The sequence below is a fragment of the Morganella sp. B601 genome (assembly GCF_051172335.1).
Taxonomy (GTDB): domain Bacteria; phylum Pseudomonadota; class Gammaproteobacteria; order Enterobacterales; family Enterobacteriaceae; genus Morganella; species Morganella morganii.
In genome coordinates this window covers 127,868-141,314 of sequence record NZ_JBPIZE010000001.1, presented here as the reverse complement: position 1 = coordinate 141,314, position 13,447 = coordinate 127,868, and the positions used below count along the sequence as shown (strand labels likewise).

Below are 13,447 nucleotides of genomic sequence, written 5' to 3'. Positions count from 1 at the left end.
TTTTTCATTATTTATCACTGCCGTCATCCGCACACATGCCTTTTATGACGGTAATAATTATCATTCAATGAGATAGGATTTATGACTGCACTATACTGCACTTCCCTGTTCCGGTTTTCGCTGGCGGCTTTACTGGTTGCCGGTGTCTGCCATGCTGCTGAAGATGAAATCGTGGTCACAGCCGCACCGCCTGCCGTCAGTCCGCTGGACAGCAACGGAACATACCGCGCCACACACAGCGACAGCGCCACCAAAACCGCCACACCGCTGAATAAAGTTCCTTCCTCGGTTTCGGTGATCAGTGAGGAGGAAATCACCGCCCGCAATCCCGCCACACTGAAACAGGCGCTGGGATACACACCCGGCGTGGTGACCGGTACGTCCGGCAGTTCATCCGTTTTCGACAGTGTGATGATGCGCGGCTTCCATAATGTCAGCCAGAATATCTATCTGGACGGATTAAAGGTACAGGGGGATATGTATGCGGAGAGCCGGATGCTGCCGGAGTTTATGCAGCGGATTGATGTGCTGAAAGGCCCGGCGTCTGTACTTTACGGGCAATCCAATCCGGGCGGCGTGGTCACCATGACCTCCAAACGTCCGCAGATGAATCCGCTGCGGGAAATCCGCTTACAGGCCGGGAATCACCACCTGTGGCAGACCGGGTTTGATCTCAGTAATGCCCTGAATGATGAGGAAACACAGGCTTACCGCCTGACGGGCACACTGCATGACCAGCATCAGCAGCAACAGGGAGAACGGGAACGGTATTATGCTTTACAGGGCTCTTATCTCTGGCAGCCGGATGATGCCACCTCTTTACTGCTTACCGCGCAGGCCATGAATGCCCCGCGCAACGGCTATTACGGCTGGCTGCCGCGTGAAGGTACTGTTGACGGCGGCGCTGCCGGGAAATTGTCAACCGGTTTCAACGAAGGCGAGCCGGGCTATAACCGCTTTGAACGGCAGCAGCGGCTGATCGGCTGGCAGTTTGATCATACATTCAATGATAACTGGTCGCTGCATCAGGGCGTGCGTTACCAGCAGATCAGCACCAACTGGCGCACTATTTACGGCAGCGGACTATGCAGCAGCAATCCGGCGGCCTGTTACGGTGTGCCGCAGCAGGATCTCTCATCCACCCTCTCCCGCAGTCATATCCGTAATGACGAACGGCTGTCCGGCCTGGTCACTGATACCCATGTCATCCACAACATCAGCGGCCACGGCTGGCGTAATACCCTGATGACGGGCGTGGATTACTCACAACTGCGCAACCGGATGACTAATGAGATGGGCGTTGCCACCCCGCTGGATCTGCGATCCCCTCAATACGGTAATCTGACAACAATGCCCCTGGCAGACAGCGGCACTGTTAATAAGAATCACCAGACCGGGATCTACGCTCAGGATCAGCTCTTTCTGAAGGACTGGACATTCACCCTCGGCGGCCGTTATGACGAGAACACCAGTAAATCGAGCAGCCACGATAACCTCAGCGGTGCAGACAGCGCACATCACCAGACAGACAGGGAATTCACCTGGCGCGGTGGTGTGAATTATCAGCTGCCTTATGGTTTCGCTCCGTATTTCAGCTACAGCGAATCCTTTGAGCCAAGCACGGCAGCCACTGTCAGCGGCAAACCGCTGGATCCGTCGCGCGGCAAACAGTATGAGGCCGGGCTGAAATACCTGCCGGAAAATGCCGCGCTGTCCGCCACACTCGCGGTCTACGAACTGACCAAAGACAATAACCTGCACCGCGACCCGCTGAACCCGTTTTTCAGTGTACAGGGCGGAAAAATCCGTTCGCGGGGGATTGAGCTGGAAACCAAAGCCGCACTGACCTACAACTGGAACCTGATTGCCGGATATGCTTATACCGACACCCGTTTCCGTCAGCAACAGGAGAATGCCGGTAATCACCCCGCAATGGTACCGGTGCATACCGCCTCACTGTGGACAGATTATACCTTTGACACCACGCCGCTCAGTGGTCTGACTGTCGGCGGCGGTGTGCGTTATAACGGCAAAACTCAGGGGGATGATGTCAACAGCTTCACCGTTCCGGCCTATACCGTGGCGGATATGATGCTGCGCTACCGGTTTGATAACCTTCCGGCTCTTGAGGATGCAGAAATCGCTTTGAATATCAACAATCTGTTCAATAAGCATTATGTATCTGCCTGCTTTACGGATGCAGCATGCAGCTGGGGTAATGACCGGCAGATAACCACCACACTGACCCTTCACTGGTAAAAGGTATAAAAAAAAGGGATTCCGGATTGAACCGGAATCCCCTAAAAGGCGGGATCACTAAGAGAGACCGCTGCCCGCCGCAGCTCACTGAAAATCAGGATTGTTTCATAGCCTGTGCAAAAAACTCATCACTGTACGCCTGTGCGAAATGGAAGGATGCCATTCGCTCAGCCAGGCGGAAGAACGCTTCCACTTCCTGCGTATTGAGGATTTTCCGGTCACGGATGCGTACTTCCAGCGATGCCAGAGCGTTATGGGATAAACGGATCACTTCCGGGAGATCAAAACCGGTCAGCACACCGTTTTGTTTACGGATCACACCATCTGCCAGCACAGTATCGACATCACCGGCGTGCGTCATCTGCACCACACTACCGGCCGCGTGGATCGGTGCCACAAAACCGTCTCTGTGGCGGATAATAATGATGTCCGCTTTTTTACCGGCAACCAGCGAACCGATCTCGTTTTCCATGCCCAGCACCTGTGCCGCGCCGAGGGTTGCCCAGTGCAGGGCTTCACGGATGGTCGGGGTAATTTCAAACGGCATAGTATCGCGCTGATGTACTTTTTCATTCGCCAGTGCCCGTTCAATCTGCAGCGCCATATTCATCTGGGTAAACAGGTCATCCGTTGTCACACCGATGAAATCAGTCCCCAGTGCGAACGGAATACCGAACTCCGCACACGGCTGATAAGGCAGAAAACCCATCCCCATCTGTAACTCGCTGGACGGTGTGCTCGCCACATGACCGCCGCTTTTGGCGATAAGTTTCCAGTCTTCACCGGTCAGCCCGTTACTGTGAGCGTGGATATGTCCCGGCAGTAACAGACCGTGGTCGTTCAGCTCACGCAGACCGCGCAGCAGAACTGAGGTTTTGGCGGCCCCGGTGTGTGAGGCGTGTTTCAGACCGAGTTTATCCGCCAGACGGATTTGTTTTGCCGATTCAGCAAACGGTACCGTACCGGGGTCGGAAATCAGCATACCGGCAGCCAGGCGATCCTGGTCACGGAACAGAGTTTCTGAGATCTCACGGGCACAATCGCGCCGTTCATCCATGGAAGCAAAGCCGGCGGGTTTAAAATCATAAACCTGCATACCATAGCCGTAGATGCCACGGATACCGCTGGCTTTCATCGCCGCAACCGCGTTAGCGGCATGTTCCGGTGAGTTAACGCAGTCATTCACTTCATAAACGGTTGTTGTGCCGGCATTCAGGGCGCTGATATTGCCGTTCAGAATAGCGGCGTACATATTATCTGCCGTCATCATTGCGCCGATCGCATGGAAGGTATTGATAAGAAATGCCGGTAATGACTCTTCCGCTGATACACCACGGAACAGTGCCATCCAGTTATGGCGGTGCGCATCGATCATACCGGGGGTGACAATCGCCCCTTGTGCATCAATCACCTGCGCATCAGTGTGGTGATCAAATGCCTGTATATCAGCACTGATTGCACTGATCCGGTTGCCTTCGATCAGTATCGCGCCGTTGATAATATCGCCGGTGGCATCATCCATTGTGATGATTGTGCCGCCGCGAATGATTTTTTTATTGTTTTCCATGCTAGCCTCTCTGATTGATATTAAAAATGTACTTAATAGTACATTACAATCTGATTATAAAATCAACCGGTAAATCGACAGCATAAAATCCATTCTATTTCCTGGGAAAAGGGTACGTTTATTCTCCGTACCGGAATAAAAAAGAAAATAATTCTTATTTTTCAGCAAAATATCCCGTGTTTTCTGACAGACAAAAATGAGAAATCTGTACTTTTTTACCTCATTTTTTATGTCTCTCTCTCATAAAAACTCAGCACAAAACATCAACCAAGCGTAAAACAAAGGTCTTAAGCACTGAAATAATCCCCCGGAAAGATCACTCCCGAAGAAAAATAACCAAACCAACCTGTTGTTATCTCTGCTGTTATCGTCATGTGCTTATGAATTAATTTAATTAATTGATAAAGTTTTCCCTATAGTTTCCGATAACCAGTCATTTACTGAGTATCCGGAGGAATAATGTTTCTGCGCAGCATTAAAATCAGTACGAAACTTTTCGTGGCTTTTGGCTTTTCCATTCTGCTGATGGTCATCAGCGCCACACTGTCTGTTGTCAGTCTGAATAACGCCAATGACGGTATCCGCGATATCCTGGATGAGGATTATCCGATCACGGTAAAAGCAAACTTACTGATTGATTATTTTCATGATTTTGTCGGTATTCAGCAACTCCTGCTGCTGGATGATAAAAACCCTCAGATTCGTCAGCTGGCCGCCGGTGCTTCTGAAACCAGTAAAAAAATCACCCTGATCCTGGATGAATTTAATGAGACGCTGAAGGATGAGGCATCTCAGAACATCCTGAAAGAGATCCGCTCAGTCCGTCAGCAGTACCTCACCTCACAGCGCCGTATGGTTCAGTTCTCACAAAACGGAGATGAAGCCTCCGCAATCAATGAGATGGTGAATACCACCGCCGGTATTCAGAGCGCTTACCGCGATAGTGTGATGCAGTTAATCGCCATTCAGGATGCGCATATGAAAGAGGCGGGAAATCAGGTGGAAAGTAATTTCAAAACCAACCGCCTCCTGCTGATCACCCTGACCATCATCAGTGCCATCGTCAGTGCCGTACTGGCGCGGATTATTGTGGTCAGTATCACCCGTCCGCTGGATAAAGCCGTGACACTTGCCCGTGCCATTGCACAGGGAGATCTGACACAGCAGATCAACGTCACGCATCATGATGAAACCGGGGTACTGCTTAATGCCCTGGCTGAAATGCAGGTGCATTTGCAGGATATCGTAACAGAGGTGAAAAACGGTGCAGTCAGCCTGTCTGCCACCGCAGAGCAGATTGTTGCCGGTAACCAGAACCTGGCCGCCCGCACGGAAGAACAGGCCGCGTCAGTGGAGGAAACTGCCGCCTCAATGGAGCAGATCACCGCGACCGTGAAAAACACCGCCGCCAATACCCTTAAGGCAACCACACTGTCGGCGGATACCGCCGGGGTGGTGAAACACAATGGCGAAATGATGGAGCAGGTGACGGATAAAATCCGTATGATCAACACAACTGCCACCCGGATGTCAGACATTATCAATCTGATTGATTCCATTGCGTTCCAGACCAATATTCTGGCGCTGAATGCCGCTGTGGAAGCCGCCAGAGCCGGTGAGCACGGACGCGGTTTTGCGGTGGTGGCCGGTGAAGTCCGCCTGCTGGCACAGCGCAGTGCGGATTCAGCCGGTGAGATCCGCACCCTGATTGAAAACTCTGCCGGTCAGACCCGCGAGGGGCTGCAACTGGTGGAGGAAGCCGCTGAATCACTGCGCGGTATTGTCAGTAACGTCAGCCAGATGGATGATTTACTGCATGAGATAGGCCACGCCAGTCATGAACAGACTGACGGGATCACTCAGATCAACAGTGCTATCGGGCTGATTGATTCCGCCACCCAGCAGAATGCCACCCTGGTGGAACAGTCTGTTGCCGCAGCCTCCTCCCTGAATGAGCAGGCCGGTACACTGAATGAGATGGTCGGTGTCTTTCAGCTTGCCGGAACGCCGTCCTCTGTATCCTGATGATTATCCGGGAGATAACAGGCAAAATTGCCTGTTATCTCTGTTCCGGGACGGCTGTCAGAGAAAACCGTACATGGCGGAAAAGAACCAGCCGCACACACAGGAAACCCCGACACCGATCAGTCCCGGCGCAATAAAGCTGTGGTTAATCACAAAGCGCCCGATTTTGGTGGTACCTGAGCGGTCGAACTGGATAGCAGCCAGGTCACTCGGGTAGGTCGGCAGAATATAGTAGCCGTAACAGGCCGGTGCGGATGCCACAATATAAGCCGGATTGACCCCGATCATCAGCGCGAGCGGAACCACTGCCGCCAGAGCCGCCGCCTGCGAGTTGACAAACTTGGACACCAGCAGCAGCACCACTGCGTAAGCCCACGGATACTCTTTGACCAGCGATCCCAGCACACCCTCAATCTGCTCAAGGTGAGCACCGAACATGGTTTCCGCCATCCACGCGATACCGTAAACCGCCACAATCGCGATCATCCCCGAGCGGAATACTTCATTCTTCGAAATGGATGCCGGTTTGGTATCGGTAAAGATAATAATTAATGCCCCTGCCAGCAGCATAAAGATCTGAATCACCAGAACCATCGACAGCGGCTTGCCATCAAAAACCGGCCGCAGCCACGAAAATGCCCCCAGTGATGCCACGACCGCGATAGAGGCCAGAAAGATCCACATTGCCAGCCAGTTACTGGCCGGTAATTTTTTATTGAGCAGGGTGGCGGTATTGCCGTAGACGTATTTCCGGTTTTCCGGTTTTGCGATAAACGACTGAAATTCCGGATCCTTATCCAGGTCTTTACCGCGATACCAACTGAAGATACCGATGCACAGTATCCCGATCAGGGTGGACGGAATGGTGATCGCCAGCAGGTCAACAAAGCTCAGATGTTTGCCGTTAATGGTCACATCCCCCAGCATGGCGACCAGGGAAACCACCGCAACCGACACCGGGCTGGCGATTATCCCCATCTGAGACCCTATTGTACTGGCCGCCATCGGCCTTTCCGGGCGGATATTATTTTTGATCGCGACATCATAGATGATAGGTAAGATGGTATAGACGACGTGCCCGGTACCGCACAGAATAGTCAGCAGACAGGTCACAAACGGCGCCACAATAGAGACATATTTCGGGTTACGCCGCAGAAGACGCTCTGCTATCTGCAGCATCACATCCAGTCCTCCGGATGCCTGTAAGGTAGCCGATGCCGCCACGACCGCGATAATCACCAGCATTACATCCACCGGCGGCTTTCCGGGCTTTAAGTGGAAGACAAAAACCAGCAGCACCAGGCCTATCCCGCCCAGCAAACCCAGGGCAATCCCGCCTTTACGCGCCCCGTAAAACAGACAGATCAATACCACGACAAGCTGGATAGCAAAATCCATAACTAACTCCTTTTAGGTACTTAAAAATCCGTGGGTCTGTATCACCTGGTTTCACTATAAAACGCACAAAATAACAATTTTTTGATGTAAACGATAAAAACTGCCGGAAAACATAACAGTTTTCCTATAACAGTGACGGAGGTAAAAAAAAGGCCGGAGAGGTATTCAGGGAACGGATACAAACCGGTAACCGATACCGGTTTCAGTGATGAAATGCTGAGGACGGGCCGGATCCGTTTCCAGTTTCTGGCGCAGATGTCCCATGTAAATACGCAGGTAGTGGGCGTGTTCGACGGCGTTCGGCCCCCACACTTCATTGAGCAGTTGCCGCTGAGTCAGCACTTTGCCGCTGTGGCCGATAAGAATGGTCAGCAGACGGAATTCAATCGGCGTGAGATGCACTTCTTCCCCGCCTTTCCTGACCTGACGCCCGGCAATATCCACACAGATATCCCCGAATTCATAAACAGGATCATTTTTTTCGCTGCCGGGATAGCGGCGCATCAGCACCCGCAGCCGCGCCTGTAACTCGCCGACACCAAAGGGTTTGGTCATATAGTCATCCGCCCCGGCATCCAGGGCGGCAATTTTGTCATGCTCACTGTCACGGGCGGAAAGCACCAGCACCGGCACGGAACTCCACTGACGGAATTCCTGCACAAAGGTGATGCCGTCACCATCCGGCAGACCGAGGTCGAGGATCACCAGATCCGGTTTGCGGGTCGCTGCTTCCACCAGCCCGCGTGCCAGATCTTCCGCTTCAAACACACGCACAGAATCCCCTTCCAGCGCAGTGCGCAGAAGGCGGCGGATCCCTTTTTCATCTTCAATAATCAGTACAGTGGTCACAACGGGTTATCATCTTCATCAATCACGGGCGGGTCTTCACAGGGTAGACGGATATGGAAGCTTGCGCCACCCCCGTCACGGTTTCCGGCTAAAATAGTGCCGCCGTGCACTTCGGCAATCGCCCGGCAGATAGCCAGCCCGAGGCCAATCCCCGGAATGGCGGATTCTTTCTGGCCGCGCGAAAATTTCTCAAATATCTGTGCTTCCTGTCCGGCCGGGATACCCGGGCCGTTATCCCAGACTTCAATATCAATCATATTGTCCGACAACCGCGAGCGGATGCCAATCTGCGCCTGCGGCCCGGCGTATTTTATCGCGTTTTCCAGCAGATTGATCAACACCCGTTCAAACAGCGGGCCATCCGCGCAAATCAGCTGCATCGGGTCATTGAGGTCAATCTGCACCGAATCTGTGTCAAAACGCGGTTTCAGCATTTGAAGGGCACTGCCGATCACCTCTTCCAGCGGCAGCCACTCTTTATTGAGATTAAAGCCGCCGGACTGGATCCGCGCCATATCCAGCAGGTTATTGACCAGCCGCGTGGTGCTGAGGATGTGCTGGCGGATCTCATTGGCCTGCGCGGCATACGGCGAGCCTTCGCTGGTCAGATCCAGTGTCAGAATTTCTGCCTGACCAAACAGCACGGTCAGCGGTGTGCGCAGATCATGGGACAGCGCTGCCAGCAGCGAGTTACGCACCTGCTCGCGTTCACTGACCAGCCGCGACTGCGCCTCACGCTCTGTCAGCGTGCGGCGTTCCAGCGCCCCGGCTGCCAGCAGGATCAGAGTTTCCAGCAGCCGCTGTTGTTCGGGGATCAGCAACTGACGGCGGTTATACGGCTCCACAATCACCACGCCGTACACTTTCTCTGTCGTGCAGACCGGCAAAATCTGATACGGCACGCCGGGCAGTGTGCCGGTGCCGAACCCGGCGGGCTGGCCTTTGTCATAACTCCAGCGGATGATGGCATCGTCACGGCCGTTATCCGCCACCCCGCCCCCGGCCGGGATCAGGTTACCCTGCTCATCCGGCAGCAGCATTTCGCAGCGGGCATGCAGGCTGTGGCTGATAAAGTGACAACTGACAGACGCGATATCATCAGATTCCCGCGCCACCGCCAGCGCTTTCGACATTTCATACAGATGCCAGGTGCGCTGCTCACGGTAACGCGCCACCCGAGCCTGATAACGGACACCGGCAGTCAGGCTGCCGATCACCAGCCCGACGGTCATCATCACCGCGAAGGTAAGCAGATACTGCATATCCGAGACAGCCAGCGTGCCTTTCGGGTTGATAAGAAAGATATCAAAGCTGATAACGTTAATAATGGTGGCAAACACAGATGGCCAGCGCCCGTAAAACCGCGCCACCACCACCACGCCCAGGATATAGAGCATTACCAGGTTGGCGTTATCAAAGGCCATCAGCCAGTGATGCGCCATCAGGGTAGTGACGGCACAAATCAGTGCCGCAACAACACAACCCTGTAAATCGGTTTTGTGTTTATCCAGGAACGGCCGGTTGTCGCTGAATTTTTCGCGGTTTTCCGGCTGCCGGTCCTGCGGAGCGATCATCACCACATCCAGATCAGCGGCACTGCGGCTGAGCTGTTCCTGTAATTTGTCGCGCCGCCACCAGGATGTCCGCTCATGGCGGACAATCATAATTTTGCCGAGGTTGTTCTCCCGCGCATAGCGGATCACCGCGCGGCTCTCTTCCGGCTCCGCCAGGGTTGCGGTGGTGGCCCCCAGTTGCTGCGCCAGCGACAGGGTGGTGAGGATAGTACGCCGCTGCGGTGACGGCAGTTTATGCCGTGCGGGAGTTTCGACAAAAATCGCATGCCAGTCACTGCCGAGCCGTGCCGCCAGCCGGGCTGCGGCACGCACCAGTTTTTCATTGCCGCCGTCCGGACGCAGACAGACCAGAATCGCATCCCGGGTGTGCCAGACTTTCTCCTGCCCTTTCCGCTCCCGCCAGGCGCGCATCTGTTCATCGACACGGTCGGTGGTCCGCCGCAGCGCCAGTTCACGCAGTGCCAGCAGATTACCTTTGCGGAAAAAGTGCTCAATCGCCCGCTCCGCCTGAGCAGGGAGATACACTTTACCCTCGCGCAGTCTGTCGAGCAGGTCGTCCGGCGTTAAATCCACCAGCACGATTTCATCGGCGGCATCAAACACCGGGTCCGGTACGGTTTCGCGCACACGAACACCGGTCACGCCGCCGACAATGTCGTTCAGGCTTTCCAGATGCTGCACATTGATGGTGGTGAGGACATCGATCCCGGCATTGAGCAGCTCTTCCACATCCTGCCAGCGTTTCGGGTGGCGGGCGCCGGGGATGTTGGTGTGCGCCAGTTCGTCCATCAGGATCACCGCCGGATGGATTGCCAGCGCGCGGTCGAGATCGAACCCCGCCACCTGCCGTCCCCGGTAGTTGTGCTTTTTCAGCGGCAGAATGCGCAGCCCTTCCAGCAAGGCAGCGGTTTCACTGCGGCCGTGGGTTTCCACCACCCCGGCCAGCACATCGATGCCCTGTTCACGCAGCCGCTGCGCCTCCTTCAGCATGGCGTAGGTTTTCCCGACACCCGCACAGGCGCCGAAGAAGATCTTCAGTTTTCCGCGCGGGCGCTCTGTGACCTGTGCCAGTAACTGGTCAGGATCGGGACGCAGTGGCTCTTCATACATAATGCTGTCCTTCCGTTAGTTCAGGCTGGTTTTGTCCGCCGCATGTGCATCCAGTGCCAGATTCAGTGCCAGCACATTCACGACCGGCACACCGGTAAACGCAGGCACCGGAGTGGTGATATGTTCACGGATCAGTTTTTCCACCTCCGCCTGTGTCATATTACGTGCTTTGGCCACCCGCGCAGCCTGCCAGTAAGCGGCCTCCGGAGAGATATCCGGATCCAGCCCGCTGGCAGAGGCGGTCACCAGGTCAACCGGCACCAAACGGGAAGCATCCGGGTTTTCCGCCCTTAATGTTTCTGCCCGCTGCGCCACCCGCTGTAACAGTTCCGGGTTACCGGTGCTCAGGTTGCTGCCGCCGGAACTCAGGGCATTATACGGATGCTCTGCTGTTTCTGACGGGCGTCCGTGAAAATAGCCGGGCTGTGTGAACTGCTGGCCGATCAGCACCGAGCCTTTGACTTCGTTATTCACTTCAATCAGTGAGCCGTTGGCCTGGCGGGCAAACCACCATTCTCCGAGCGAGGTGGTCAGCAGAGGATAAAATACCCCTGTTACCAGTGCCAGAACCAGAAATATTATGATTGCGGGACGTATCTGACTCATTGTTTATCCTTATACTAACCCTGTCAGGGTCAGTAACATATCTATCAATTTTATACCGATAAACGGCACAACCAGGCCACCCAGACCGTAGATCCACAGATTACGGCGTAACATCTGTGCGGCGCTCAGGGCATGGTACGGCACCCCTTTCAGCGCCAGCGGGATCAGAAAGACAATAATCAGGGCGTTGAAAATAACCGCACTTAACATGGCGGAATCCGGTGAATGCAGACGCATGATATTGAGCGCATCCAGTTGCGGATAGGTCACCGCAAACGCCGCCGGGATAATGGCAAAATACTTGGCGATATCATTGGAGATACTGAATGTGGTCAGCGAGCCGCGTGTCATCAGCATCTGTTTGCCGATATGCACCACTTCAATCAGCTTGGTCGGGTTGGAGTCCAGATCGACCATATTCCCCGCCTCTTTTGCCGCCTGGGTGCCTGAGTTCATTGCCACCGCGACATCCGCCTGCGCCAGAGCAGGCGCATCATTGGTGCCGTCGCCGGTCATTGCCACCAGCCGCCCTTCTTTCTGATACTGACGGATCAGCGCCAGTTTGGCTTCCGGGGTGGCTTCCGCCAGGAAATCATCCACCCCGGCTTCGGCGGCAATCGCCGCAGCAGTCAGCCGGTTATCCCCCGTGATCATCACGGTTTTGATACCCATCTGGCGCAGTTGTGCAAAGCGTTCGCGGATCCCGCCTTTTACGATGTCTTTCAGGGCGATCACCCCGAGCACACGATGCTCTTCGGCCACTACCAGCGGAGTACCGCCGCTGCGTGCAACCTCTTCCACCAGTTTGTCGACCTGTGCAGGGAAATGACCGTGGTTAGCCTCAATATAGCGGCGGATAGCATCCACCGAACCTTTACGGATAGTGCGTCCGTCCACATTGATGCCGCTCATGCGGGTCTGGGCGGTAAACGGAATAAAGGTCGCATTCAGGCTTTCCAGATCCCGCGCCCGCAGGCTGAAACGCTGTTTTGCCAGCACCACGATACTACGCCCTTCCGGGGTTTCATCCGCCAGTGATGACAACTGAGCTGCATCCGCCAGCGTTCTTTCATCCACACCGGGTGCGGCCAGGAAAGCAGAGGCCTGGCGGTTGCCCAGCGTAATGGTGCCGGTTTTGTCCAGCAGCAGCACGTCCACATCCCCGGCGGCTTCCACCGCGCGTCCGCTGTTGGCGATAACATTGGCGGCCAGCATACGGCTCATCCCTGCCACACCAATAGCCGAAAGCAGGCCGCTGATGGTGGTCGGGATCAGACAGACCAGCAGCGCGATCATCACTGTCAGAGTGACCGGATGGCCGGTATAGGCAGTAAATGGCCAGAGTGTCGCCACCGCCAGCAGGAACACAATACTCAGCGCAGCCAGCAGGATGGTCAGGGCAATCTCGTTCGGCGTTTTGCTGCGTTTCGCACCTTCGACCATGCTGATCATGCGGTCAAGGAAGCTATCGCCCGGGTTGGCACTGCACTCAATAATCAGCCAGTCGGACAGAATCCGGGTACCGCCGGTAACAGAGGCAAAATCGCCGCCGGATTCGCGGATCACCGGGGCTGATTCCCCGGTAATTGCGCTCTCATCCACAGATGCACCGCCTTCCAGCACAGTACCATCACACGGGATCAGATCCCCTGCTTCCACCAGCACCAAGTCCCCTTTGCGCAGGGTATCAGCGGAGACCATATCAAAACCACTGTCGCGCTGTGCCGCATGCAGACGCCGTGCACGGCTGGTTTTTTTCATCCCTTTCAGGCTGTCGGCCTGCGCTTTGCTGCGCCCTTCCGCCAGCGCTTCGGCGAAGTTGGCAAACAGCACGGTAAACCACAGCCACAGGGCGACGGTGAGGGTAAATCCGCCGTTACCGCTGATAAGCCCGCTTAACATTCCCGCAGCCAGCAGTGTGGTCAGCAGGCTGCCGCACCAGACAATAAACATCACCGGGTTCTGCCACTGCACCACCGGCGAGAGCTTGCGGAATGCATCCGGCAGTGCGCGGCGCACCAGTGCGGGTTCAAATAATCGCTGTGTCTGACGACTCATG

8 protein-coding genes are annotated in these 13,447 nt (G+C 55.0%); 2 read left to right on the top strand and 6 right to left on the bottom strand.

Translation table 11 applies throughout. The features are described 5' to 3' along the window. Positions 1–81 precede the first annotated feature (81 nt). On the top strand, positions 82–2,259 hold the full coding sequence (locus ACSBQN_RS00665) for a TonB-dependent siderophore receptor (protein ID WP_024474497.1): 2,178 nt from the start codon (positions 82–84) through the stop codon (positions 2,257–2,259). 94 nt (positions 2,260–2,353) lie between these two features. On the opposite strand, the gene ACSBQN_RS00660 is transcribed toward ACSBQN_RS00665, so the two are convergent. After that, the gene (locus ACSBQN_RS00660) at positions 2,354–3,826 is read right to left on the bottom strand and encodes an amidohydrolase family protein (protein WP_214167158.1); all 1,473 of its coding nucleotides are present in this window, start codon (positions 3,824–3,826) and stop codon (positions 2,354–2,356) included. Positions 3,827–4,285: 459 nt separating this feature from the next. Between ACSBQN_RS00660 and ACSBQN_RS00655 the strand changes: the two genes are divergently transcribed. Next, positions 4,286–5,851: a methyl-accepting chemotaxis protein gene (locus ACSBQN_RS00655; RefSeq protein ID WP_024474495.1), complete on the top strand. Its 1,566-nt coding sequence runs from the start codon at positions 4,286–4,288 to the stop codon at positions 5,849–5,851. A gap of 57 nt (positions 5,852–5,908) precedes the next feature. Here the strand turns inward: ACSBQN_RS00655 and ACSBQN_RS00650 are convergent, their stop codons facing one another. The 5 genes from ACSBQN_RS00650 to kdpB form a co-directional block, all read right to left on the bottom strand. After that, positions 5,909–7,249: an anaerobic C4-dicarboxylate transporter gene (locus ACSBQN_RS00650; protein ID WP_354633152.1), complete on the bottom strand. Its 1,341-nt coding sequence runs from the start codon at positions 7,247–7,249 to the stop codon at positions 5,909–5,911. A 165-nt stretch (positions 7,250–7,414) separates the two neighbouring features. Further along, positions 7,415–8,098: a two-component system response regulator KdpE gene (kdpE, locus tag ACSBQN_RS00645; protein WP_024474493.1), complete on the bottom strand. Its 684-nt coding sequence runs from the start codon at positions 8,096–8,098 to the stop codon at positions 7,415–7,417. Continuing rightward, on the bottom strand, positions 8,095–10,782 hold the full coding sequence (kdpD, locus tag ACSBQN_RS00640; protein WP_024474492.1) for a two-component system sensor histidine kinase KdpD: 2,688 nt from the start codon (positions 10,780–10,782) through the stop codon (positions 8,095–8,097). Before kdpD ends, kdpE begins: the two co-directional genes overlap by 4 nt. A 15-nt stretch (positions 10,783–10,797) precedes the next feature. Continuing rightward, positions 10,798–11,388 carry a potassium-transporting ATPase subunit KdpC gene (gene kdpC, locus ACSBQN_RS00635; RefSeq protein ID WP_152696782.1) on the bottom strand — a complete coding sequence of 197 codons (591 nt, stop codon included), beginning with the start codon at positions 11,386–11,388 and terminating at the stop codon, positions 10,798–10,800. Positions 11,389–11,397: 9 nt separating this feature from the next. Next, positions 11,398–13,446, bottom strand: a complete 2,049-nt coding sequence (kdpB, locus tag ACSBQN_RS00630) for a potassium-transporting ATPase subunit KdpB (RefSeq protein WP_354633151.1) — start codon at positions 13,444–13,446, stop codon at positions 11,398–11,400. Between the last annotated feature and the right edge of the window lies 1 nt (position 13,447).